This is a genomic window from Pseudomonas soli (assembly GCF_900110655.1).
GTDB lineage: Bacteria > Pseudomonadota > Gammaproteobacteria > Pseudomonadales > Pseudomonadaceae > Aquipseudomonas > Aquipseudomonas soli.
This window is the reverse complement of the sequence record NZ_FOEQ01000001.1, coordinates 411,322-435,324: the sequence shown is the minus strand read 5'-3', so window position 1 is coordinate 435,324 and position 24,003 is coordinate 411,322. Positions and strand designations below refer to the sequence as shown.

Sequence of the window (24,003 nt, the reverse complement as noted above, 5' to 3'; positions counted from 1 at the left end):
TGAGCCTCGGCGCCCTAGCGGGCGCCTTTTTTTATTTGCGCGCCAGCAATGTGGCGCGGCGTGGTGCCGGCAGGCCTTCGATGGTCCTGCCGTGGTCGTTCGGGTCGAGGAAGTCGCCCAGTGACTGATAGCGCATCCACTCGGTGCTGCGTTGTTCCTCGACGCTGGTGACGCTGACATCGACACAGCGCACATCGCTGAAACCGGCGCGGCGCAGCCAGCGCTCCAGGGCCGGCACCGACGGCAGGAACCATACGTTGCGCATCTGCGCGTAGCGGTCCTCGGGTACCAGCACCTGGTTTTCGTCGCCCTCGATCACCAGGGTTTCCAGCACCAGCTCGCCACCCTTGACCAGGCAATCCTTGAGCGCCAGCAGGTGCTCGATGGGCGAGCGGCGGTGGTAGAACACGCCCATGGAGAACACGGTGTCGAAACCTTCGAGGTTGGCCGGCAGCTCTTCGAGGGCGAACGGCAGGTGCCACGCCGGCAAGTCCGGCAGGTATTGCTGCACGGCCTGGAACTGGCAGAAGAACAACCAGTTGGGGTCGACGCCGATGACCATGTCGGCGCCGGCGCCGAGCATGCGCCACTGGTAGTAGCCGTTGCCGCACCCCACGTCGAGTACGCGCTTGCCCTTGAGGTCCAGGTGCGGGCCGACCCGCGACCATTTCCAGTCCGAGCGCCATTCGGTATCGACATGCACGCCGAACAGGTCGAACGGGCCCTTGCGCCAGGGCGACAGGCCCATCAGCGCCTGGCGCATCTGCGCGCGGGTGGCGTCGTCGCAGTCGCAGTCCAGGCGCAGGCCGTCGACCAGGTCGACTTCGCTCGGGGTCAGCTGCGGCAGTGCGTCGAGGGCGCCGCGCCAGCGATCGAGGTCGCCGTGGCCTTTTTCCAGCTTGCTCTCGAGTTGCGCCTGCAGGCCTTGGGACCAGGTGGCAAGGGGGGTGCCCGCCAGGCGGCGGACAAGGGGGGACAGATCGATCATGGCAGGGCTATCAGCGAGGCGAAGTTGAGGCATTGGAACCAGGGCACGACCTTGGAGAAGCCGGCGGCGCGCAGGCGCGCTTCATGGGTTTCCAGGGTGTCGGGTTTCATCACGTTCTCGATGGCGCTGCGCTTCTGGGCGATTTCCAGTTCGCTGTAGCCATTGGCACGCTTGAAGTCCAGGTGCAGTTCGTTGAGCAGTTCCTGCTCCTGGGCGTCGGTGAAGCGCAGTTTCTCCGAGAGAATCAACGCGCCGCCCGGCAAAAGTGCCTGGCGGATGCGGGCAAGCAGGTCCAGGCGCTGTTCGGGAGCGACGAACTGCAGGGTGAAGTTCATCGCCACCACAGAGGCCGGCTCGAAGGGCAGGGCGAGAATATCGGCCTCCAGCACCTGCACCGGCAGCAACTCCTGGAACATCGAGTCCTGGGCGGTGAGGTACTGGCGGCAGCGCTCGACCATGGCCGCGGAGTTATCCACCGCGATCACCCGGCAGCCGTCCGCGCGCACGTGGCGACGCAGCGCCTGGGTCACCGCGCCCAGCGAGGCGCCGAGGTCGTACAGTGCGGAGCCCGGCTGGGCGAAGCGCGCGGCCAGCACGCCGAGGTTCTCGACGATGGTCGGGTAACCGGGCACCGAACGCTTGATCATGTCCGGGAACACCTGCACCACGTCTTCGTTGAAGACGAAGTCGGGCACCTGCTCCAGGGGTTGGGCGAATAGGCGGTCGGGTTGTTTGCTCACGGTGGGTCCAGGCGGCTGGCAATCTACAGGGGCGGCATTCTAGCCAAACCACGGCAAGCTTGCATGACTGGCTGACCGGCGCCGTTCGCTCAGTTGACCCGAATGGCGCAATCGAAGGTCTGTACCGGACGTACTTCCGGGGCCCAGGGCTGCTGGTAGACCAGGATCAGATGGCCCTCGCCGGCGGCCTTGGCCTGGAAGCGCCAGCTGGACAGGCCACCGCTGCCGACGATGCCAGCTTGCTCCGGAGAACTGTATACCTCGGGGCCAAGGCTGCGCAGGATCTCCGAAGCCGGGTTCTGCAGCAGCCAGCGGTAGCCGGTGGTGGGGTTGCTGGGCAGGGTGAGGGTCAGGGTCTGGCCGACCTGCAGGCGCTTTGGGCATTCGCTTTCGCCGTCCAGTTCGACGGTGCGTTGCGGTTGCTGGGCGCAAGCGGTGAGCAGGGCCAGGGCGGCGGGAACGAGCAGGCGAGGGAGGGTCATGTTGGCTCCTGAAGCTGGAATGGCCTGAGGATAACCGAAGCTGTCGCAAGTTTGTGTGGTCTACGCGCGCCCTATCGCCGGCAAGCCGGCTCCCACAAGTAGGATACATCCTGCACTTTGTGGGAGCCGGCTTGCCGGCGATAGGGCCGCAACGCGGCCCCGTCCTCTTTAGAACAATACTTTCGCCACGTCGGCAAAGCGCTTGGCAAAGTGCACGCTCAGCCCTTCCTTCAGGTAGTCAGGCAATTCTTCGAAATCGCCACGGTTGGCCTCCGGCAGGATCAGCTCGAAGATCTTCTGGCGCCGCGCGGCGATCACTTTCTCGCGCACCCCGCCGATCGGCAGCACCTGGCCGGTCAGGGTCAGCTCGCCGGTCATGGCCACGCCTTTCTTCGGCGCCTGGTCGCGGGCCAGCGACAGCAGGGCGCTGGCCATGGTCACACCGGCGCTGGGGCCGTCCTTGGGCGTGGCGCCCTCGGGCACGTGCAGGTGGATGAACGCCTCGTTGAAGTAGCCGGGGGTGCCACCGAACTGCTTGAGGTTCGAACTGATATAGCTGTAGGCGATCTCTGCCGATTCCTTCATCACGTCACCCAACTGCCCGGTGAGCTTGAGGCCGCGGTTGAGGCTGTGGATATGCGTGGCCTCGATCGGCAGGGTGGCGCCGCCCATGCTGGTCCAGGCAAGACCGGTGATAACACCCTTACCGGCCAGCACCTGCTCGCTGCGGAACACCGGCATGCCCAGGGCGGGCTCGAGGTCCTTGGCGGCGATCTTGAGCTTGGCGTCCGGGTCTTCCAGCAGTTTGACCACCGACTTGCGCACCAGCTTGCCCAGCTGTTTCTCCAGCTGACGCACCCCGGCTTCGCGGGCATAGCCCTCGATCACCGCACGCAGCGCGGCGTCGTTGATGCTCAGGCTGGTCTTGGCCACGCCGGCCTTGTCCAGCTGCTTGGGCCACAGGTGGCGCTTGGCGATGGCCAGCTTTTCTTCGGTGATATAGCCGGACAGGCGGATCACTTCCATGCGATCGAGCAAGGGGCCGGGGATCGAGTCCAGGGTGTTGGCGGTGCAGACGAACAGCACCTTGGACAGGTCCAGGCGCAGGTCCAGGTAGTGGTCGAGGAAGTCGACGTTCTGTTCCGGGTCGAGGGTTTCCAGCAGCGCCGAGGCTGGGTCGCCCTGGTAGCTCTGGCCCATCTTGTCGATCTCGTCGAGCATGATCACCGGGTTCATCACCTCGACCTCCTTCAGCGCCTGCACCAGCTTGCCCGGCTGGGCGCCGATGTAGGTGCGGCGGTGGCCCTTGATCTCGGCCTCGTCGCGCATGCCGCCGACGCTGAACCGGTAGAACGGCCGGCCCAGGGATTCGGCGATGGACTTGCCGATGCTGGTCTTGCCCACCCCGGGCGGGCCCACCAGCAGCACGATGGAGCCGCTGATCTCACCCTTCCAGGCGCCGACGGCGAGGAACTCGAGGATGCGTTCCTTGATGTCGTCGAGCCCGGCGTGGTGGCGGTCGAGTACCTTGCGCGCGTGCTTGAGGTCGAGCTTGTCCTTGCCGTACACACCCCAGGGCAGGGCGGTGGCCCACTCCAGGTAGTTGCGGGTGACGGCATACTCCGGCGAGCCGGTCTCGAGGATCGCCAGCTTGCCCATCTCTTCGTCGATACGTTTTTTCGCCTGCTCGGGCAGGGTCTTGCCCGCCAGGCGCTGCTGGAACTGCTCCACGTCGGCGCTGCGGTCGTCCTTGGTCAGGCCCAGCTCCTGCTGGATGACCTTGAGCTGTTCCTTGAGGAAGAATTCGCGTTGGTGCTCGCCGATCTGGCGGTTTACCTCGGCGGAGATCTCGTTCTGCAGGCGGGCGACCTCGACCTCCTTGCGCAGCATCGGCAGGACCTTTTCCATGCGCTTGAGCATGGGCACGCAATCGAGCACTTCCTGCAGCTGGTTGCCAGTGGCCGAAGTGAGGGCGGCGGCGAAGTCGGTCAGTGGTGACGGATCGTTGGGGCTGAAGCGGTTGAGGTAGTTCTTTAGCTCTTCGCTGTACAGCGGGTTGAGCGGCAGCAGCTCCTTGATCGCGTTGATCAGGGCCATGCCGTAGGCTTTCACCTCGTCGGTGGGCTCCGCCGGCTGGCGTGGGTAGTCGACCTCCACCAGGTAGGGCGGGCGGTGGTGCTTGAGCCAGGTGCGGATGCGCACGCGGGTCAGGCCCTGGGCGACGAACTGCAGCTTGCCGCCTTCGCGGCTGGCGTGGTGCACCTTCACCAGGGTGCCGTATTCGGGCAGGGCCTTGGTGTCGAAGTGGCGGTGGTCTTCCGGCGGGGTGTCCATGAAGAACAGCGCCAGGGAGTGGTGCGGGGTCTTGGCGACCAAGTCGAGGGTTTCGGCCCAAGGTTCTTCATTGACGATCACCGGCAGCACTTGCGCGGGGAAGAACGGGCGGTTGTGGATCGGGATCACGTAGACCTTGTCCGGCAGCTGCTGGCCGGGCAGGGCGAGATGGTGACCGGGTGCGGTCGAGGGATCGAGATGTTCGACTTCGCTGTGTTCGTCGGGGTGTTCCGGGAAATCCTGCTGGTCGCTCATGGGGCACCTGCGTGAATGGCTATGGTGCTTAGATGGGGCGGTGGTTGGCAGGTTTCAATGGTAGACGAAGGGGGGAGAACTGCGGGGGAAACAATAGCGGGGCAAGCCCGCTCCCTCGATGGGAGCGGGCTTGCCCCGCGACAGGCGTGACGCTTACTCAGCCAATTTGTAAGCGATGATGTAGTCGCCCATTTTCGTACCGAGCGAGCCATGGCCGCCGGCGGTTACCAGCACGTACTGCTTGCCATCCTTGCCGGTGTAGCTCATCGGCGTGGCCTGGCCGCCGGCCGGCAGGCGAGCCTTCCACAGCTCCTGGCCGTTCTTCACGTCGTAGGCGCGCAGGTACTGGTCCAGGGTGCCGCTGAGGAAGCCGACGCCGCCGGCAGTGACGATCGAGCCACCCATGCTTGGCACGCCCACCGGCATGCCGATCGGCACCGGGGTGCTGTCACGGGTGGTGCCGTTCTTGTGTTTCCACACCACTTTGTTGGTGAACAGGTCGATGGCTGCCACGTAGCCCCAGGCCGGCGCCTGGCACGGAATGCCCAGTGGCGACATGAACGGGTGCATGGTCACGGCGTACGGCGCACCTGTGTTCGGCTGCACGCCGCTGGTCTCGCTTTCGCGCTTGCTGCCTTCGGCGACCTGCTCGCGTGGGACCATCTTCGACACGAAAGCCATGTAGTTCGGCGAGGTGAAGAGGATCTGGCGCACCGGGTCGACCGAGACGCTGCCCCAGTTGAACACGCCGACGTTGCCTGGGTAGACCAGGCTGCCCTGCTCGGACGGCGGGGTGTACTGGCCTTCGTAGCGCAGGCTGCGGAACTGGATGCGGCAGAGCATCTGGTCGAACGGCGTGGCGCCCCACATGGCCTGTTCGGTCAGGTCAGGGCCGAGCAGGTTGAGGTCGGAACGGGCCTGGGTCGGCGCGGTATGGTCGCCCTTGACCGCGCCTTGGGGTACCGGGATCTCGCGGATCGGCACGATCGGCGTGCCGTCGCGGCGGTCGAGCACGTACAGGCTGCCTTGCTTGGTCGGCACGATGACCGCCGGCTTGACGCCGTCGTCGGTCTTCAGGTGCACCAGGGTGGGCTGGCTGCCGACGTCCATGTCCCACAGGTCGTGGTGGGTGAACTGGTAGTTCCAGCGCGCCTTGCCGGTGGCCAGGTCCAGGGCGACGATGCCGGCGCTGTACTTCTCGGCGCCCGGGGTGCGGTCGGCGCCCCACTGGTCAGGGGTCTGGTTGCCCAGCGGCAGGTAGATCATGCCGAGGTCTTCGTCGACGCTGGCGATCGACCACATGTTGGCCGAGTTGCGGCTGTAGAACTTGCCGTCGGCCAGGGGCTTGGTGTCGTCGGGGTTGTTGCTGTCCCAGTTCCACACCAGGTGGCCGTCGTGCACGTCGTAGGCGCGGATCACGCCGGACGGCTCGTTGGTCGACTCATTGTCGGTGACGTGGCCACCGATGATCACCAGGCTGCGGGTGATCGCGGCCGGGGAAGTGGAGTAGTAACCACCGGCGGTGAACGGGCCGATGCCACGGGTCAGGTCGATCACGCCCTGGTTGGCGAAGCCTTCGCAGACCTTGCCATTGTCGGCGTTGATGGCGATCAGGCGGGCGTCGGCGGTGGGCAGGTAGAGGCGGCGCGGGCAGGCCTGGGCCACGGCCTGGCCTGCGTCGGTGATCTTCGGCGCGGGGCTGCCATCACGGCTGACGTAGTTGTTCTCGTCATAGTACGAGACGCCGCGGCAGGTCATGTGGGCGAAGCCCTTGAAAGTGCCGGTGGGGCTCTTGACCTGCGGATCAAAGCGCCAGATCTCGGCGCCGGTGTCCGGGTCCAGCGCCAGCAGGCGGCTGTGGGCGGTGCAGGCGTAGAGCATGCCGTTGACCTTCAGCGGCGTGTTCTGGTTGGTCAGCTCCACCGGGTCGTTCTCGGTCGGCAGGTCGCCGGTGCGGATACGCCAGGCCTCTTCCAGGCGGTAGGCGTTCTGCGGGGTGATCTGGCGCAGCGGCGAGTAGCGGTCGCCGTGCTCGGTGCGGCCGTAGGCCTGCCATTCACCGTCGGGCATGGCCGGGGCGGCGCTGCCCATCTCGCTGTTGTCGCGGGTGAACTCGCCACGGATTTCGCCCGGGTGAGTGAACTGGCTGGCCACGGCAGTGGCGCCGGAGGCGACCACGGCGACGCTGAGCAGGGCGGTGTTGACCTTGGACGCAGGGCCGACCAGCGGGCGGCGCGCCCACGGCAGCAGCAGGACCACGCCGATGGCGAACCAGATGGCCAGGCGCGGCACCAGCTGCCACCAGTCCAGGCCCACTTCCAGCAGAGCCCAGGCGGTGCTGCCCAGCAGTACCAGGCCATACAGGCCCAGGGCGATGCGCCGCTTGGCCAGCAGCAGGATGCCGGACAGGGCGAAGCCGATACCGGCAATCAGGTAGTAAAGCGAGCCGCCCAGCTGGCTCAGCTTGATGCCGCCGGCCAGCAGGGCCAGGCCCATCAGTAGCAGCAGCACGCCCATCAGGCGCGGTAGCCAGCGGGTTCCATTCTTGGCACCGTCAGTGCTCATCGTCTGTTCTCCGTAGTGTGAAAGGGTCGGGTTAGAAACTGCTCTGGATCTTCAGGCCGCCGATCAACGCGTCGTCGACCCGCGACACCCCGCCCGGATGGCGGATGTACTGCAGGTTCGGGCGTACGGTGAGCCAGTCGGCCAGGTGGATGCCGTAATAGAGTTCAGCGCTGTACTCGGTGTCCTGCACGGGCAGGAAGCCGGGATTGTCGTAGTCGTCCAGGCCGTTGGCCTGGTTGCTGAGGCGGGCGTTCTTGCGATAGCCGGGGTTGACGTGCACGCGGGCCAGGGCGAAACCGATGTCGTCCTTGGCGCGGGCATCGAACGGCCCTTTGTAAACCACACCTGCCTGCACATAGTTGTCGATGGCATTGGTCTTCTTGTCGTGCACCGTGGCGTTGGCGAACAGGCTCAGGCCGCGGGACTGGTCGGAGGCCAGCGCGGTCACCTGCTGCTGGGCGCCGAGCCACAGGCCGTGCTTGCTCGAGCTGCTGCGATAGGCGGCGCCGCTGATGGCGGCGGGCGTACCGTTGCTGTCCTTGAGTACATCCTGTGCCTTGGCATTACTGTAGTAGTAGCCGACGCGATATTCCCCTTTCAGGCCATTGACCCGCGGACTCCAGACCAGTTCGATCGGCATCACCGCGCCCTGGGTGCCACTGCCGCTGAGCTTGAAACCGTTGCCGCTCTCGAGGTTCGAGGGGTTCTGCTCGAACACCCCGACCTGGGCGTAGAGCGCGTCATCGAGGTTGTAGCGCACGCGCAGGGCCCACTGGCTGACCGGCCAGTTGTACCAGATGCCGCCCACCCAGTTGCCCACCTGCGAGCCGCAGAACGCCAAGTTCTGGAAGTCGCAGGGGAAGCTGTTGAAGTCCTCGCCCTCGCCGAAGCGGCCGAATTTCACGTCCAGCGCGCCATCGAAGTACTTCTGCTTGATCCACATCTGGGTCAGACGCCAGGTCTGGCCACGGCCCCAGACTTCCTGGGCCGAGGTGAAGCCGCCGACGCGCGGGTCGTTGATGCGGTCGTTGCTGATGTTGTTGCCGTGACGTTCGGTGACGGTCAGCTGCACCTCGGTGTCGTGCCAGCCGAGGATCTTCTGCAGGTCCATGTTCACGCCGAAGGTGAACTGGTCACTGTAGCGTGCGGCGCGGTCGTGACTGTAGCCGCCGTGCAGATTGCTGCCCATCTCGCCGGTGTAGCCAAGGGTGAAGTCGTAGCCCTTTTCCAGCAGTTCACTGCGGGTACCGCCCCAGTCGCCGAGCATCCACTTCGAGTCCTTGGCGAACATTTCGCCAGCACTGGTGGTAGGGGAAAGGGCACCGAGCAGGGTGGCGAGGGCGAGGCCGGAGTAGCGGGTATTGGACAGCTGGAGCATGAGATAGCGCTATCTTTTGATTGTTGAGGAAACGGCAAGCGCAACGAAGTGCGAGGTCTTCGAAGGGAAATGGCTGCGATGGGTATCGAGTGAAGCGATTCAGCTTGCGGCGGGGAGGATATAGGGGAAGTTGTAAGAAAAAAAGACAAAATGTCGCAGGGGATTGTTGCTGATGGGGTAACAGTCCATCGGCCCTCGCCGGGTAGCCCACCCCACAGTGGGAGAGGGCTTACCCTGCGATAAGGTCAGAACGAGGTGCGCAAGCCAACCTGCACACTACGCCCCGGCGCCGGCGCGATATCGCGCAGGATCGAGCTGGCATAGCGCACGGTCTGGTCGGTGAGGTTCTCGCCGCGCACGAACGCCAGCCATTCACTCTGGCCGATGTCGAAGCGATACCCCACGCTTGCGCCGAGGGTGGTGTAGCCGTCGGTGCCGGTTTCGTTGGCCGGTTTGCGCCGTTGCGACGCGGCATGCTGCACATCGACCCGAGCCTGCCAGCGATCCAGTTCCCAGACTAGGCCGCTGTTCAGGCGCAGTGGTGCGATACGTGGCAGCGGCTCGCCGCTGTCGAGGTTCTTGGCCCGGGTGTAGTCGCCGGACAGTTCCAGGGCGAAGCTGCCGTAGCGATTCTCCAGCAACTTCCAGCGGTCCTGGGCCTCGATACCGTAGAAGCGTGCGCGCACACCCTGGTAGGCATACTCGGGGATATCACCGTGATCGTGATCATGGTCATGATCGTCGCCATGGTCGTGATCATGCCCTTCACGCAGGTTGCCGGTGCCGATCAGGCCGATGTAGTTGCGAAAATGGCTGTAGAACACACCGACGCTGCCCTTGTGGGTGCCGTTGTCGAAGCGCAGGGCCAGGTCGCCGGAGATGGCTTTTTCCTTGTTCAGGTTCGGGTCACCGATCTCGTAGGCGCCGGTCGCCACATGGGCGCCGTTGGCATACAGCTCGTAGAAGGTCGGCGCGCGCTCGGTATAGCCGAGGTTGGCGGCCAGCGACCAGACCGGGTCGAGCTGGTACACCGCGCCCGATGACAGACTGAAGGCATTGAAGCTGCTGGCGCTATCGGCTCCTGCAAATGTTTCGTTGCCCTTGGCATCCGGATCGACCCGGGTATGTTCCATGCGCGCGCCCAGGCTCAGGTTCAGGCGCTCGGTGGCCTGCCATTGCTCGAGCAGGAACAGCGCCAGGCTGTCGGTATCGGTGTGCGGGACAAAGGCTTCCTCGCCCAGTGCGGAGAACTCGTTGCGGCTGACCTGTGCACCGATCACGCCCTCGACCGGGCCCAGCGGCTGGTGGCGGGCTTCGATGCGTGCTTCGTAGCCCTTGTTCTTGAAGGTAGTGTGCACTTCACCGCTTTCGATTTCACGGTGCTGGTAGTCGGTGTAGCCGGCATCGACCTTCACCGAGCTGAATGGTCCGTCGAGATCGCGCAGCTCCGAGGCGAAGCCGTAGTGGTCCTGCTGCATGTCCAGGCGCACGCCGGGCTCGGCTACCGAGCCGTAGTTGCTGTCATAGCGGCTGTAGGACAGGCCGGTATAGCCGTGATCCCAATGATAGGAACCGCCTATCGCACCGCCGTCCTGGCGTCCGTCGCTGTTCTTCAGGCGGTGCTTGCTACCGGGCTCGTCGGCGTCGCGCACCTTCGAGCTGCGGGCATAGCCGGGGATGCGCAGGTCGTTGAACTGGCGACTGTTGGCATCCAGGTGCAGGGCGAAGGTGCCGTTGCCGGCCTCCAGTTTGCCGGCACTGCTGCGTGTGGTGTCGGCACCGCCGTAGCGCAGCTCGCCGGCGCCATGGATGCCGTCGATGGGCGCGTCGGGGATGCGGTTGTCGAAGGTGTTGACCACCCCGCCAATGGCGTTGCCGCCATAGAGCAGGGCGGCCGGGCCGCGGACGATCTCGACCCGCTCGACGGTCACCGGGTCCAGCGGCACGGCGTGGTCGTAGGACAGCGACGAGGCATCCAGGGCGCCGACGCCGTTGCGCAGGATGCGAATGCGGTCACCGTCCAGGCCGCGGATCACCGGGCGGCTGGCGCCGGGGCCGAACCAGGTGGAGGCAACACCAGGCTGTTTGTTGAGGGTCTCGCCGAGGCTGCCCTGTTGCTGCTGCAGCAGGTTATCGCCTTCAAGGACGGTGGTGGGGGCGGCCAGCTGGGCGTTGCCCAATGGGTTGGCGGTAATTACCTGGGGTTGCAGTTCCACCGCCTGGCTGGAAGTCGAGGCCAGCCAGAGCGCGACGGCAAGGGGGGAGAGGTGCAGCGGCATGTGACGCATGGGGATGTGGCGTTCCTTGGCAGATTCTTTGTGTTGTTACAATATAACATAACTATTTCAGCACAAGGCTTTCCGTGCTTGCCAGTGGTTTTTGCATCGTCTTCAGCCGGGCTGTGGCGGGCCAAGCAACCTCGATCCCACCCGCTCGCTACACTCGTGTAAGGTGCGCACCTTCCCGAACCTGGAGCACTGCATGAGCACGGCCAACCATAACGCGCTGCACGGCAAGACCCTCGAACAGATCCTCACCGAGCTGGTGGCGCACTATCAGTGGCAGGGCCTGGCCGAACGCATCGATATCCGCTGCTTCAAAAGCGACCCGACGATCAAGTCGAGCCTGACCTTCCTGCGCAAGACCCCCTGGGCCCGGGAGAAGGTCGAGCAGCTTTACGTGAAGCTGCAGCGCAAAGGCTGATGCCGCGCCGGCCTTGGCTTGCCCTGGCGGCCGTTCTTGGCTGGGCGGGATTGGCGATCCAGCTGTACCTGGTACTGCTGGCACGTTGGCAGGAACAGGCCAGCCTGATCGGCGGGATGGTCAACCTGTTCTGCTATTTCACCGTGCTCAGCAATACGCTGGTGGCCACGGTGCTGAGCCATGCCGCGTTTGGTCGTGATTCGGCGGCCAGGCGCTGGTTTCTTTCCCCGGCGATCAGCTCGTGCGTTGCGGCCAGTATCGTGCTGGTGGCGCTGGCGTATAGCCTATTGCTGCGACACCTATGGCAACCCCAGGGCTGGCAGTGGCTGGCGGACGAGTTGCTGCACGACGTGATGCCGCTGCTGTTCATCCTGTACTGGTGGTTCGAGGTACCTAAGGGGCGGCTGCGGCTCTGGCATCTGGCAGCCTGGGCGCTGTATCCGATGCTGTATTTTGCCTTCGTGCTGCTGCGCGGGCATGAGATCGGCGTCTATCCCTATCCGTTCGTCGACGTGGCGCGGCTTGGCTATGGGCAGGTGCTGACGAATGCGGTGGGGGTGCTGGCAGGGTTCTGGGCCATCGGGCTGGTACTGCTGGGGCTTGACCGTTGGCGAGGGCGGCATTGAGGAGGGAGGAGTCCATGACACCCTCAGCAAAAGTGTTTATTTCGCCACCCTCGTAGTATCGCGTGTAAGCATTCGCTTACTCATCATGTAAGTGATCGCTGTAGGGATCAGTAAATCAATGTCGTTTCTAATGGCATACTTTTTCTAAGTGCATGAAATATATAATTTTTATAAATATCAGAAGATGTTTCGCCTGAATCATCCTGAGATATTCGCTGCTTGTAGCAAGGCGGGGAATCGCTAGTATTCGAACTGTGTCTACGGACTGACACAGGCTATCAAGGATGATGGCCAAGGACATCGCGGGACGCGATTCATCAGGATGATGATTGGGACATACAGGGACTACGGAAAAAATGTGGGCGGGTCAAACCGCCCCTTTTTTTGCCTGCTGAAAATGAAAAAAGGCCCTCGCGGGCCTTTTTCGTACCTGGGCGCTGTCAGCGCTCAAGATCAGCGATCTTGCCAGGCTTGCCATCCCACTCTTCGGCGTCCGCCAGGGCGTCTTTCTTTTCGGTGATGTTCGGCCAGATCTCGGCCAGCTCGGCGTTCAGCTCGATGAAGTTCTCCATGCCGGACGGCACTTCGTCTTCCGAGAAAATCGCCTGGGCCGGGCACTCAGGCTCGCACAGCGCACAGTCGATGCATTCATCCGGGTGAATCACCAGGAAGTTCGGGCCTTCGTAGAAGCAGTCCACCGGACAGACTTCCACGCAGTCGGTGTACTTGCATTTGATGCAGTTGTCGGTGACGACGAAGGTCATTTCTAATTCTCTCCTCAGGCGACGGCAGCTTGCCCTTCCTTCCAGGGCAGCGCGGTTCACGGTGCTGGCTGCAGACCAGGCTAATAACCTGCAGCCTTCGCAAACCGCGCCGGATTCTACCAGCTTGCGCGGTGGGCCGTTATAACAGGTTTTTCAGTTGATATAGCATTTCGATAGCTTGGCGCGGCGTCATGTCATCCAGGTCCAGCTTGCCCAGCTTCTCGATGGCCGGGTGTGGCAGGCTGGCGAACAAGTCGCTCTGGTGGGGCACGTGGGGCATATTGTCCCGCGGCGTTGTAACTGGCGCTTCATGGGGCAGGCTGGTGGTCTCCAGCCGGCCCAGGTGCTCGCGGGCCCGCTGGATCACCGCCGCCGGCACGCCCGCCAGTTGCGCCACGGCCAGGCCGTAGCTCTGGCTTGCGGGGCCCGGCAGCACATGGTGCAGGAACACGATGCGTTCATTGTGCTCGGTAGCATTCAAGTGCACGTTGGCCACCAGCGGCTCGCTGTCCGGCAGCACGGTCAGTTCGAAGTAGTGGGTGGCGAACAATGTGTAGGCGCGCAGTTGGGCCAGGCGTTCGGCGGCGGCCCAGGCCAGCGACAGGCCATCGAAGGTACTGGTGCCGCGGCCGACTTCGTCCATCAGCACCAGGCTGCGGTCGGTGGCGTTGTGCAGGATGTTGGCGGTTTCGCTCATCTCGACCATGAAGGTCGAGCGCCCGCCGGCCAGGTCGTCGCTGGAGCCGATACGGGTGAAGATACGGTCCACCGGCGACAGTTCGCAGGCGGCTGCCGGGACGAAGCTGCCGATATGCGCCAGCAGCACGATCAGCGCGGTCTGGCGCATGTAGGTGGACTTACCGCCCATGTTCGGGCCGGTGATGATCAGCATGCGCGTGCTGTCGTCAAGGCCCAGGTCGTTGGCCACGAACGGCGTGGTCAACACCTGCTCGACCACCGGGTGGCGGCCCTGCTCGATGCGCAGGCACGGCTCGTCGACGAAGCTTGGGCAGTTCAGGTCCAGGTTCAGGGCGCGTTCGCCCAGGTTGCTCAGCACATCCAGCTCGGCCAGCGCCGCGGCGCTGTCCTGCAGTGGCGCCAGGTGCCCGATCAACGTTTCGAGCAAGGCATCGTAGAGCATCTTCTCGCGAGCCAGGGCACGGCTCTTGGCCGACAGCGCCTTGTCCTCGAACGTCTTCAGCTCGGGGGTGATGAAGCGTTCAGCGCCTTTGAGCGTCTGCCGGCGGATATAGTCGGCGGGAGCCTGTTCGGCCTGCTTGGTCGGCAGCTCGATGAAATAGCCATGCACGCGGTTGTAGCCGACCTTGAGGTTGGCCAGGCCCGTGCGGGCCTTCTCACGGGCTTCCAGGTCGATGAGGAACTGGCCGGCGTTCTCGCTGATCGACAGCAGTTCGTCCAGTTCGCTGTCGTAGCCGGTCTTGAGCACGCCACCGTCGCGGATCACCGCCGGCGGGTTGTCGATGATAGCCCGCTCCAGCAGGCCGGCCAGCTCCGGGTAGGTGCCGGTGATCGCCGCCAGGCGCGCCAGGTGCGGAGCCTCCAGCTCGGCCATGGCGTTCTGCAGCTCGGGCAGTGCGCCAAGGGCGTCGCGCAGGCGTGCCAGGTCACGCGGGCGGGCGTTGCGCAGGCCGATACGCGCGAGAATCCGCTCGATGTCGCCGATTTCCTTGAGCTGCGGCTGCAGCTTTTCGAAGCGGTAGCCGTCGAGCAGGCAGCGGATCGAGTCCTGGCGTGCCTTGAGCACCTTCAGGTCGCGCAGCGGACGGTTCAGCCAGCGGGTCAGCAGGCGGCTGGCCATGGCGGTCTGGCAGCGGTCGATCACCGATTGCAGGGTGTTGTCGCGGCCACCGGCCAGGTTGATGTCCAGCTCCAGGTTGCGGCGGCTGGCGGCATCGAGGATGACGGTGTCGTCCAGGCGCTCGTGACGCAGGCTGCGCAGGTGGGGCAGTGCGGTGCGCTGGGTTTCCTTGGCGTAGCTCAGCAGGCAGCCGGCGGCGCCAATGGCCAGGGTCAGCTTGTCGCAGCCAAAGCCCTTGAGGTCCTGGGTGGCGAACTGCTGGCAAAGGCTCTTGCGTGCCGAATCACGGTCGAAGTCCCACGGGGCGCGGCGCCGGGCGCCACGGCGCTTCTCCGCTGGCAGGCCCTGTGGCCAGTCATCCGGGATCAGCAGCTCCACCGGGTTGATGCGCTCGAGCTCGGCCAGCAGGTTCTCCCAGCCCTTGATCTCCTGCACGGTGAAATTGCCGCTGGTGATGTCCAGCACCGCCAGGCCGAACAGCCGCTCATCGCCGAGCAAGGCGGCAATCAGGTTGTCGCGACGCTCATCGAGCAACGCCTCGTCGCTGATCGTGCCCGGGGTGATGATGCGCACCACCTGGCGCTCCACCGGGCCCTTGCTGGTAGCCGGGTCGCCGATCTGCTCGCAGATCACCACCGACTCGCCGAGCTTGACCAGCTTGGCCAGGTAGCCTTCGAGCGAGTGGAACGGAATCCCGCACATGGGAATCGACTGGCCCGCCGACTGCCCGCGGGCGGTCAGGGTGATATCCAGCAGCTTTGCGGCTTTCTTTGCATCTTCGTAGAAGATCTCGTAGAAGTCGCCCATGCGGTAGAACATCAGCTGGTCCGGGTGCTGGTTTTTCAGCTTCCAGTATTGCTGCATCATCGGGGTGTGTGCGGAGAGATCAGACATTCAGGGCCTTACAGCGGGTGGTCTGGTGGCAAATTTCGAAACCGTCAATGGTACAGGCTTTTTTCGGTGGGCGCAGGTTGGATGGGGGGGGCAAATCTGCGCGGGCTGTCAGGCGTTGACCTCAGCCCGGTTGGCCGAAGAACTGGTTGAGGAGAATCAGTTCCATGATCACCACCAGCACGCAGAACATCACGAAACCTCGGCTAAAGACCCGTCGTGGCCGTTCAAGGGACGGCCAGTCCTGGATATTCAGGGCCGCCATCAACGCAATGATCAACCCGACAAGCAGGCAGGTGGGCCAGCGGCGTCGCGGCGAAAGGTCCATGCCGTTTTCCGATCCATGGTGAGAAAGCGCGACGATAGCGATGGCCCGGGGAGAGGGGCAACCTTTGTTTTGCGCTTGCCTGGCCATTGCATTTGCGCTGCCACGGATGCATTATGCGCATTATGCAAAAACGCAACGTAGCCTCCGTACTCAGAGAACTGCTCGCCCGCCACGGCCTGTCCCCCACAGAGCTGCATCGGCGCACGGGCGTGCCTCAATCCACCCTGTCGCGGATTCTCAGCGAGAAGATCGTCGATCCTTCGGACAAGCATGTCTCGAAGATCGCCGAGTACTTCGGCGTGAGCACCGACCAGTTGCGCGGCCGTGTCGAACTGGGCGAATCCCGTGACGCGGCCCCTCTCACTCAAGGCCATGCGGCCCTGAGCGACATTAGCTTGTGGGACGATGAAACACCCGTCGAGGACGACGAGGTGTCCGTGCCTTTTCTTCGTGAGGTCGAGTTGGCAGCAGGATCAGGAAGATTCGTCATCGAGGAAAGCGAGAATGCTCGCTTGCGTTTCGGCAAACGCAGCCTGCGCCACAATGGCGTGCAGTTTGACCATGCCAAGTGCGTGACGGTGCGTGGCAACAGCATGTTGCCGGTGCTGCGCGACGGCGCCACGGTCGGGGTCAACACCGGAAAATGTACCATCGGTGACATCATCGACGGTGACCTTTATGCCATCAACCACAACGGCCAGTTGCGGGTGAAGCAGGTGTACCGCCTGCCTACCGGCATTCGCCTGCGCAGCTTCAACCGCGACGAACACCCTGACGAGGACTACAGCTTCCAGCAAATGCAGGAAGAACAGATCAGCCTCCTCGGGCATGTCTTCTGGTGGGGCATGTACGCTCGTTGATACCGACCATCGATAAAAACCCGCCTCGGCGGGTTTTTTTTCGCCCTCAGAAAAGCCCTACACACCGCATCCGGTAAGGCCTTCATGCATTTCGGCAAAGTCCAATGCATAAATATTTCTGAAAATGCATTGACTGCATATGCATACATGCATAATCTGTGTCTCAAGCCGGTCAGCAACCGGTTGTTACACAGGCAGCGATGAACAGGCCTCGACTGTTCAGAGGGTTGGCAACTGGCCCGGGTGTGCAGCGTAAAGCACCACGATCAGTTATCCGGCGGGCAGGCGGCCGCGGTCGGAGTCACCAATTTGAAGCGCAACCGCACGGCGTCACCAGTCGTGGCCGGCGGTTAGACAGCGCATTACTGGAAAGCCTGCGACGCGGGCTTTCTGGAATGCCGAGTCAAACGATAAACAACGCCCCGCCAGCATGCCGCTGGCGGGCATCACACAGGAGACAGGACAGTGACGAACGAGCAACAGACGTTGCTGGAAATGCCGCTCTGGCTGGTGATCGTCCTGGCATTGCTGGGCGGTCTTTCCGGCGAGATGTGGCGCGCCGACAAGGCTGGCGCCCGCGGCTGGGGGCTGCTCAGGCGGCTGGCGCTGCGCTCCGGGGCCTGCATGGTCTGCGGGGTGTCGACGGTCATGCTGCTCTACGCCAGTGGCATGTCGATCTGGAGTGCCAGCGCCTTCGGCTGCCTTACCGCCATGGCCGGCGCCGACGTGGCCATCGGCCTTTACGAGCGCTGGGCCGCTCGGCGGCTGGGGTTGGACGAGCAGCCTGCAACCGTGCGCCAGGATGAAGAATGAACGCGTTAACAAGGAAGAGTGGCGATGTTCAACGAGTTTCGCTGCGGTAAATGCAACCGCTTGCTGGCACGCATCGGCGGACCGGCGCTGGTCCAGATCAAGTGTTCGCGGTGCGCGACCTTGAACCACATGAAGGCCACGGGCCTCGACAACGTGCCGACGAGCGATCAGGACGGGCCGCAGAGCCCGGCTCCCCTTCAATCGATTCAGTAGGAGAAACACCATGGCAGGTCGTACCCGCATTCCTTTCAACGGCGTCGGTACTTCGGTGCTGCCCGCTTACCAGACCCTGTCGGCAGGCCAGTACCTGCTATCGCCCAACCAGCGCTTCAAGCTGCTGCTGCAGGGCGATGGCAATTTGGTGATCCAAGATGGTGGCGCCACCGTCTGGGTCGCCAATGAACAGCAACCCTTCAGCTCGACCATTCCCCTGCGCAACAAGAAAGCCCCGCTGGCCTTCTACGTGCAGTACGGCGCGTTCCTCGACGACTACTCGCGACGTCGGGTGTGGCTGACTGACAACAGCACCTTCACCAGCAAAGACCAGTGGAACCGTACCCACCTGGTGCTGCAAGACGACGGCAATATCGTGCTGGTCGACTCGCTGGCGCTGTGGAACGGCACGCCGGCCATCCCGCTGGTGCCTGGCGCGATCGACTCGCTGCTGCTGGCACCTGGCTCCGAGCTGGTACAGGGCGTGGTGTACGGCGCGGGCGCCAGCAAGTTGGTGTTCCAGGGTGACGGTAATCTCGTGGCCTATGGCCCGAACGGCGCGGCCACCTGGAACGCCGGTACCCAAGGCAAGGGCGCGGTGCGCGCGGTGTTCCAGGGTGACGGCAACCTGGTGGTTTACGGTGCCGGCAACGCGGTGCTGTGGCATTCGCACACCGGCGGCCATGCCAGCGCGGTGCTGCGCCTGCAGGCCAACGGCAGCATCGCCATTCTCGACGAGAAACCGGTGTGGGCGCGCTTCGGCTTCCAGCCGACCTATCGCCATATCCGCAAGATCAACCCTGACCAGAAGCCGATCGACATCTGGACCTGGCACTTCTGAGTCGCGTGCCGGGCCTTTGCGGGCCCGGCCTTCGCCGAACCGATCGTTCAAGGAGCACGCGCATGAGCGAACTGGCCCAGTTGTACGCGGCCGTCACCACCATCCTGCGGGCGGCGTTGCCGGCCTTCGCCACGGTCGCCACGGAGGGCGACGACATTACCGAGCCGCCCCTGCCGGCCTTGGTGCATGGCGTGTTGCGCATGCGTGGCGACGAGGCGTTGCGTGACGGTCGCTCATTGCTGATGGCGACCTTCGAGGCCCGCGTCACCGCCCAGGGCACCCCCGCGCAGGCACGGACGCAGGCCGGTGTGCTGGCGGCGCAGATGATCGATGTGCTGCGCCAGCAATCCTGGGGGCTCGATTACGTAGAGGGCGCACGGGACATCTTCGCCGAAGCCGAGGGCTCCACCTGGCGGGTGCAATGGGAACAACCCATCCTGTTGGGCACTGTCCAGTGGCCTTGGCCCGACCAGCCGGCGAGCAGTCTGATGCTGGGATTTGCCCCGGACACCGGGCCCGGCAACCAGGACAAATACCTGTCACCGGAGGATCTGGCATGAGCTACGCCAGTGCCATGCACGACCGCATGCTGGCCAGCCTGGTGATCCCCTGTCGGGTGGTCGCGGTCGACTTGGCCGCAGCCCGGGTGCGGGTGTCCGACGGCGGCGGCTGGACCAGCGCCTGGGTGCGCTGGCATGCCCAGGCTGCCGGCAAGGCCCGCCACTGGCGAGTACCGAGCCTGGACGAGCAGGGGGTGCTGATCAGCGCCAGCGGCGAACCGGCACTGGGCACCTTCGTCCCGGGGTTATACGGCAATGCCGGCACGGCGCCGGACAACCGCGACCATGTCGAGGTCTGGCGCTTCGACGACGGCGGCTCGCTGATCTACGACTGGCAGGCCAAGCGCTATGACATCCAGCTGCCCAGCGGCCAGGCCACGGTCAAGGTCGGCGCCAGCACCGTGGTGGTCAGCGACAAAGCCATCACCCTCGACGCTGCGTCGATCACCCTGACCGGCACGGTCGCCATCAATGGCCCGCTGACGGTCAGCGGTGACATCAACGGCGGTGGCCGGATCATCGATACGGCCGGCAACACCGCCAATCACAAGCACTGAACAAGGATCTGATCAGACCATGAAAAAATTCAAACCCACTCTAGTCGCGCTCACCCTGCTGTGTAGCGTCATGGCTCCCGCTGCCTGGGCGGTAACTGCCCAGTCGTGGAACCTGGCCCGGGACATGTACATCGCGACGCAGAATGCAGCACCCGATTCGCCCTGGTCGTTCATGCAGAACAAGACCGCCGTCAATGCCGCGGCCAACTACACCCCGATGCCGACCTTCGTTGCAGACTCCTGCAGCGGCGCCAACGTCACCTGCTGGCGGGACGATGCAACGGGTGCCTACGTGAGTGTTATCAAGAAGAGTTTCACGTTCACCGGCTCTGGTGGCAGTTTCGTCTTCAAGCAAGGTGAGGTGGCGACCCATCCGGGAGCCGAAAGCCAGAGCATCGTGCGCTGGGCCAGCCCGATCGCCGGCAAGATCAACGTGCTTGGCCGTGTGAACGACCTGCACAACGCTTGTGGCGATGGCATCACATGGTCACTCAATCTCGGGGACAGCGTGTTGCAGTCGGGCAATCTGGCCAACGGCGGCAGCGCTGTCATCAAGGCAAGCGACGTCGAGGTGTCCACCACCTCGATGCTCTATCTGGTGATTGACAGGAAGGTCAGCAATGCGTGTGACGCTACCAGTCTGGATTTGCTGGTTACCAACTGACTCCCGCGGCGGGCATGCAGTCAATGCGCCGCCCGCGCACCAGATCCTGCGGTCCGGTAGCTGTTGCGTGAAGGCCGTGTGGTTTCTGGACAGCCCAAGGCCGCAACTGGCCTTCTCATCAAGGAGAACACTATGCCTACCTTTCCACGGGCCATGCCCGTGACCGACGGTGCGTCATGATCGGCATGGACCGCCGCACGGGATTGCCCCTGTCGGGCGTGGCCCACCTGCGTCAATCCATCGAAGACATCCTCACCACGCCGCTGGGCAGCCGGCGCATGCGCCCGGAGTACGGCAGCCAGCTGCGCCGCTACGTCGACCTGCCGGTCAACGAAGGCTGGAAGAGCGCAGTGCAGGCCGAAGTGGCCCGCGCCCTGGGGCGTTGGGAGCCGCGCCTGAAGCTGGAGCGGGTCAAGGTCGTAGCCGTGCTCGACGGCCAGGTCAGCCTGGCCCTGAGCGGCCGTTATCTAGGCGATGACGCCCTGGTGGAGGTGACTGTATGAGCCAGGTCGACCTGTCGAAATTGCCCGTTCCTCAACTGCTCGAAGATCTCGACTTCGAGGCTCTGTATCTGGAGGACCTTGCCAGCTTTCGCGCCCATATGGGCAATCGCTGGACCGCCAAACTAGAAAGCGATCCAGTGATCAAGCTGCTGGAGGTTGGCGCTTACCGCAAGTTGCTCAATCGGGCGCGGGTCAACGACGCGGCCAAGGCTTTGCTGTTGGCCTACGCCAAGGAAGGCGACCTCGACCAGCTGGCAGCCAATGTCAGCCTGCAACGCCTGGTTATCCGGGCCGCGAACCCGAACACGATCCCGCCGACCGAGCTCCTCCTCGAGTCCGACGACGCGCTACGCGAAAGGGTGCAACTGGTATACGAGGGGCTGACCACGGCCGGCCCGCGCAACAGTTACATCCTCCATGCCCGCAACGCCTCGGGACGGGTCGCCGACGCCACCGCCGAAAGCCCGTCGCCTGCGGTGGTAGACGTCACGGTACTGAGTCTGGACGGTAATGGTATGGCCGGCCCGCCACTGCTGGCGCAAGTCGCCAACTACCTCAACGACGACGATATCCGCCCGGTTGCTGATCGGGTCAACGTGCGCAGTGCAGAGATCTTGCCCTATCGCGTCGAGGCGGTGCTGCACATGGCTGACAGTGGCCCGGAGTACGAAACGATACTCGACGAATGCCGACGGCGCCTGGAGCTGTGGGTCAACCCACGGCGACGATTGGGCGTCGAGGTAGCCCGCTCCGGTGTCGACGCACAGTTGCACATCGAGGGCGTGAGCCGGGTCGAACTGGTGAACTGGACCGATATTCGCCCCACCAAGGCACAAGCAGCCTGGTGCACCGGCATCGACCTCAAGCGCGGTGGCTGACATGGATACGCTCTTGCCGCTCAACCATACGCCACTGGAATACGCTCTGCAGGCGGCTGCAGACGAAGACCTCAAGGTCAGCCTGCGTACCCTCTACAACCCGGATACCTGCCCGGCGCACCTGTTGTACCAGCTGGCCTGGGCCTGGTCGGTGGATCGCTGGGACGACCGCTGGAGCGAGTCGATCAAACGCTCGGTGATCCGCTCGGCGTTCTTCGTCCACGCCCACAAGGGCACCCTCGGCGCTCTCAGGCGGGTGGTCGAGCCGTTCGGCTACCTGATCGAAGTCGAGGAGTGGTGGCAGACGCAGCCTGCCGGGGTGCCAGGAACATTTGCCTTGAAACTCGGGGTAACTGACGCCGGCATCAGCGAAGAAACATACAACGAACTGTCGTCGCAGATCGACGATGCCCGACCGGTCAGCCGCCACCTGACCGGCCTGGTGATCAGCCTCGAAAGCCGTGGCGCCTTCTACCTGGGCTGCGCGTTGCAGGACGGCGATGAACTCGACGTCTACCCACCGGCGCCCCCTGACCTCATCGTCAGCGGTGCGATCGGACGCGGTGGCCGGGAACACACAATCGATACCTTGGACATTGCACATGGTTGACCAGAATTCACAGTTCTACGCCATCCTCACCAAAGTGGGCGCGGCAAAGCAGGCCAACGCGGATGCCTTGGGCATTCCGTGGAAAATCACCCAGATGGGGGTGGGCGACGCCAATGGCCTCGACCCCACGCCTAATGCCACCCAGACCAGCCTGATCAACGAATGGCGTCGCGCACCGCTGAATCAGCTCAAGGTGGACGACAAGGACAGTTCGGTGATCGTCGCCGAGCAGGTCATCCCCGCAGAAGTAGGAGGGCGTTGGATCCGCGAAGTCGCGTTGTACGACGCTGACGGCGACATGGTCGCCGTGGCCAACTGCGCACCCACCTACAAACCGCTGCTTAGCCAGGGCTCGGGCCGTACCCAGGTGGTACGCCTGAACCTGATCGTCAGCACCGCCAGCCTGGTACAGCTGAAGATCGATCCTGCGGTTGTCCTCGCTACCCGTGAATGGGTCACTGAGGAGCTGGCCAGGCAGGACTTCAAGTATTCGGTGCAGGCTGCCACCACCGGTCCCATCACTTTGAATGGGTTGCAGACCATTGATGGGGTCGCGCTGCTGGCTGGGGCCCGGGTACTGGTGAAAAATCAGGCAGCAGCCAAGGACAACGGCTTGTACCAGGTCGGTGCAAGTGCCTGGGTTCGCAGCAGCGATGCCAATACCGATGCCAAGGTCACACCTGGCTTGCTGGTGCTGGTGGAGAAGGGCACGGTCAATGGCGACAGCGGTTGGCAGCTGGTCACCGATGCAACGATCACATTGGGTGTGACGGCCCTGGCGTTCGAGATGGCGTTTGGCCGCACTGGTGTAGCTGAGGGTACGTATCGGAGCGTGCAGGTCGATAAGTATGGTCGTGTGGTTTCGGCGGGCAATCCGACCACCGTGGCGGATTACGGCATCACCGACGCCTATACCAAGAACGAAGTCTTCACCCGGGCGGAAACCTCGAATGCCGTAGCGCAGGCGGTTGCGGCCCTGGTTGGTTCGGCACCGGCCGCGCTGGACCAGCTCAACGAACTGGCGGCCGCGATCGGCAACGATCCGAACTTTGCTGCCACGATGGTCAACGAGCTGTCGAAGAAGGCCACCATCGAGCAGGTCAATGCCATTGCTGGCCTGACTGCCGGCCATGTCGCCCACTTCGCGATGAGCGTGCCACCAGCGGGTTGGCTGAAGCGTAACGGTGCTGCGGTTTCGCGCGTGACCTATGCGCGCTTGTTCGCGGTCATCGGTACCCAGTTTGGCGCCGGTGATGGCTCGACGACGTTCAACCTGCCTGACGACCGTGGCTATTTCGACCGTGGTTGGTCGGACGGCCGCAATGTTGACCCTGGTCGGGCGTTGTTCACCGACCAGGCCAGCCAGAACCTCGAGCACGCCCACTCCGGGGCCACTTCGGCCGCAGGCGCCCACGCGCACGTGTCCCTGCTGGTGAGAGAACGTATCGCTGCGGCAATGGTCACCAGTGGCGGTAACGCCGTGCTCGGTGATGAGATGGGCGATGGCGTGAACGCAGTCAACACCGACACGGCGCCGGCCCATGCCCACAGCTTCGTCACCAGCGTCAGCGGCGGCAACGAATCCAGGCCGTTCAACCGGGCCTATCTGGCCTGTATCAAATATTGAGAGT

General features: G+C 63.9%; 23 protein-coding genes. 13 read left to right on the top strand and 10 right to left on the bottom strand.

The annotated features are described in order from the left end of the window. Window positions 1-31 precede the first annotated feature (31 nt). The 7 genes from cmoB to BMY03_RS02000 all read right to left on the bottom strand — a co-directional run bounded on the left by cmoB (window position 32) and on the right by BMY03_RS02000 (window position 11,030). Window positions 32-988, bottom strand: coding sequence for a tRNA 5-methoxyuridine(34)/uridine 5-oxyacetic acid(34) synthase CmoB (gene cmoB, locus BMY03_RS02030; RefSeq protein WP_038705566.1), 957 nt, complete (start codon window positions 986-988; stop codon window positions 32-34). Next, window positions 985-1,728, bottom strand: a complete 744-nt coding sequence (gene cmoA / locus BMY03_RS02025) for a carboxy-S-adenosyl-L-methionine synthase CmoA (protein ID WP_094010121.1) — start codon at window positions 1,726-1,728, stop codon at window positions 985-987. Before cmoA ends, cmoB begins: the two co-directional genes overlap by 4 nt. 89 nt (window positions 1,729-1,817) lie before the next feature. Beyond that, a complete protein-coding gene (locus BMY03_RS02020) occupies window positions 1,818-2,210 on the bottom strand; it encodes a protease inhibitor I42 family protein (protein ID WP_023631860.1) in 393 nt (130 codons plus the stop codon). Between the two features lie 168 nt (window positions 2,211-2,378). After that, window positions 2,379-4,799 (bottom strand): endopeptidase La, encoded by a 2,421-nt coding sequence (lon, locus tag BMY03_RS02015; RefSeq protein ID WP_038705567.1) that lies wholly within the window; start codon window positions 4,797-4,799, stop codon window positions 2,379-2,381. A gap of 153 nt (window positions 4,800-4,952) precedes the next feature. Next, complete coding sequence (locus tag BMY03_RS02010) at window positions 4,953-7,364, bottom strand: glucose/quinate/shikimate family membrane-bound PQQ-dependent dehydrogenase (RefSeq protein WP_094010120.1); 2,412 nt, start codon at window positions 7,362-7,364, stop codon at window positions 4,953-4,955. Between the two features lie 31 nt (window positions 7,365-7,395). Beyond that, on the bottom strand, window positions 7,396-8,742 hold the full coding sequence (locus tag BMY03_RS02005; RefSeq protein ID WP_094010119.1) for a carbohydrate porin: 1,347 nt from the start codon (window positions 8,740-8,742) through the stop codon (window positions 7,396-7,398). Between the two features lie 245 nt (window positions 8,743-8,987). Further along, window positions 8,988-11,030, bottom strand: coding sequence for a TonB-dependent receptor (locus BMY03_RS02000; protein WP_094010118.1), 2,043 nt, complete (start codon window positions 11,028-11,030; stop codon window positions 8,988-8,990). A 193-nt stretch (window positions 11,031-11,223) separates the two neighbouring features. On the opposite strand from BMY03_RS02000, the gene BMY03_RS01995 reads away from it, so the two are divergent. Together BMY03_RS01995 and BMY03_RS01990 are read left to right on the top strand one after the other, a co-directional pair. Then, a complete protein-coding gene (locus tag BMY03_RS01995) occupies window positions 11,224-11,445 on the top strand; it encodes a VF530 family protein (RefSeq protein WP_046856826.1) in 222 nt (73 codons plus the stop codon). After that, window positions 11,445-12,071: a Pr6Pr family membrane protein gene (locus BMY03_RS01990; protein ID WP_094010117.1), complete on the top strand. Its 627-nt coding sequence runs from the start codon at window positions 11,445-11,447 to the stop codon at window positions 12,069-12,071. Before BMY03_RS01995 ends, BMY03_RS01990 begins: the two co-directional genes overlap by 1 nt. 440 nt (window positions 12,072-12,511) lie before the next feature. On the opposite strand, the gene fdxA is transcribed toward BMY03_RS01990, so the two are convergent. The 3 genes from fdxA to BMY03_RS01975 all read right to left on the bottom strand — a co-directional run bounded on the left by fdxA (window position 12,512) and on the right by BMY03_RS01975 (window position 15,873). Continuing rightward, window positions 12,512-12,835: a ferredoxin FdxA gene (gene fdxA / locus BMY03_RS01985; RefSeq protein WP_023629582.1), complete on the bottom strand. Its 324-nt coding sequence runs from the start codon at window positions 12,833-12,835 to the stop codon at window positions 12,512-12,514. Window positions 12,836-12,974: 139 nt separating this feature from the next. Continuing rightward, window positions 12,975-15,548: a DNA mismatch repair protein MutS gene (mutS, locus tag BMY03_RS01980; protein ID WP_094010116.1), complete on the bottom strand. Its 2,574-nt coding sequence runs from the start codon at window positions 15,546-15,548 to the stop codon at window positions 12,975-12,977. A 121-nt stretch (window positions 15,549-15,669) separates the two neighbouring features. Continuing rightward, a complete protein-coding gene (locus BMY03_RS01975) occupies window positions 15,670-15,873 on the bottom strand; it encodes a hypothetical protein (protein WP_094010115.1) in 204 nt (67 codons plus the stop codon). A 113-nt stretch (window positions 15,874-15,986) separates the two neighbouring features. Between BMY03_RS01975 and BMY03_RS01970 the strand changes: the two genes are divergently transcribed. From BMY03_RS01970 to BMY03_RS01920, 11 genes are all read left to right on the top strand, one after another. Beyond that, on the top strand, window positions 15,987-16,733 hold the full coding sequence (locus BMY03_RS01970; protein ID WP_046856822.1) for a LexA family transcriptional regulator: 747 nt from the start codon (window positions 15,987-15,989) through the stop codon (window positions 16,731-16,733). Between the two features lie 465 nt (window positions 16,734-17,198). Then, window positions 17,199-17,546, top strand: coding sequence for a phage holin family protein (locus tag BMY03_RS01965; protein WP_038705571.1), 348 nt, complete (start codon window positions 17,199-17,201; stop codon window positions 17,544-17,546). A gap of 24 nt (window positions 17,547-17,570) precedes the next feature. Next, complete coding sequence (locus tag BMY03_RS01960) at window positions 17,571-17,759, top strand: Com family DNA-binding transcriptional regulator (RefSeq protein WP_023631957.1); 189 nt, start codon at window positions 17,571-17,573, stop codon at window positions 17,757-17,759. A 10-nt stretch (window positions 17,760-17,769) separates the two neighbouring features. After that, window positions 17,770-18,600: a putidacin L1 family lectin-like bacteriocin gene (locus tag BMY03_RS01955; protein WP_052062174.1), complete on the top strand. Its 831-nt coding sequence runs from the start codon at window positions 17,770-17,772 to the stop codon at window positions 18,598-18,600. 62 nt (window positions 18,601-18,662) lie between these two features. Next, window positions 18,663-19,160, top strand: a complete 498-nt coding sequence (locus tag BMY03_RS01950; protein ID WP_094010114.1) for a hypothetical protein — start codon at window positions 18,663-18,665, stop codon at window positions 19,158-19,160. Next, window positions 19,157-19,717, top strand: a complete 561-nt coding sequence (locus BMY03_RS01945) for a phage baseplate assembly protein V (RefSeq protein WP_038705573.1) — start codon at window positions 19,157-19,159, stop codon at window positions 19,715-19,717. Before BMY03_RS01950 ends, BMY03_RS01945 begins: the two co-directional genes overlap by 4 nt. 19 nt (window positions 19,718-19,736) lie before the next feature. Then, window positions 19,737-20,381 carry a hypothetical protein gene (locus tag BMY03_RS01940; RefSeq protein WP_094010113.1) on the top strand — a complete coding sequence of 215 codons (645 nt, stop codon included), beginning with the start codon at window positions 19,737-19,739 and terminating at the stop codon, window positions 20,379-20,381. A gap of 176 nt (window positions 20,382-20,557) precedes the next feature. Then, window positions 20,558-20,884: a GPW/gp25 family protein gene (locus BMY03_RS01935; protein WP_094010112.1), complete on the top strand. Its 327-nt coding sequence runs from the start codon at window positions 20,558-20,560 to the stop codon at window positions 20,882-20,884. Beyond that, complete coding sequence (locus BMY03_RS01930; RefSeq protein ID WP_094010111.1) at window positions 20,881-21,762, top strand: baseplate assembly protein; 882 nt, start codon at window positions 20,881-20,883, stop codon at window positions 21,760-21,762. The genes BMY03_RS01935 and BMY03_RS01930 overlap by 4 nt, the downstream gene beginning before the upstream one ends. Before the next feature lies 1 nt (window position 21,763). Further along, window positions 21,764-22,372 carry a phage tail protein I gene (locus BMY03_RS01925; RefSeq protein ID WP_094010110.1) on the top strand — a complete coding sequence of 203 codons (609 nt, stop codon included), beginning with the start codon at window positions 21,764-21,766 and terminating at the stop codon, window positions 22,370-22,372. Next, entirely contained in the window at window positions 22,365-23,999 is a 1,635-nt protein-coding gene (locus BMY03_RS01920; protein ID WP_094010109.1) for a phage tail-collar fiber domain-containing protein, read from the top strand. Before BMY03_RS01925 ends, BMY03_RS01920 begins: the two co-directional genes overlap by 8 nt. The last annotated feature ends 4 nt before the right edge of the window (window positions 24,000-24,003 follow it).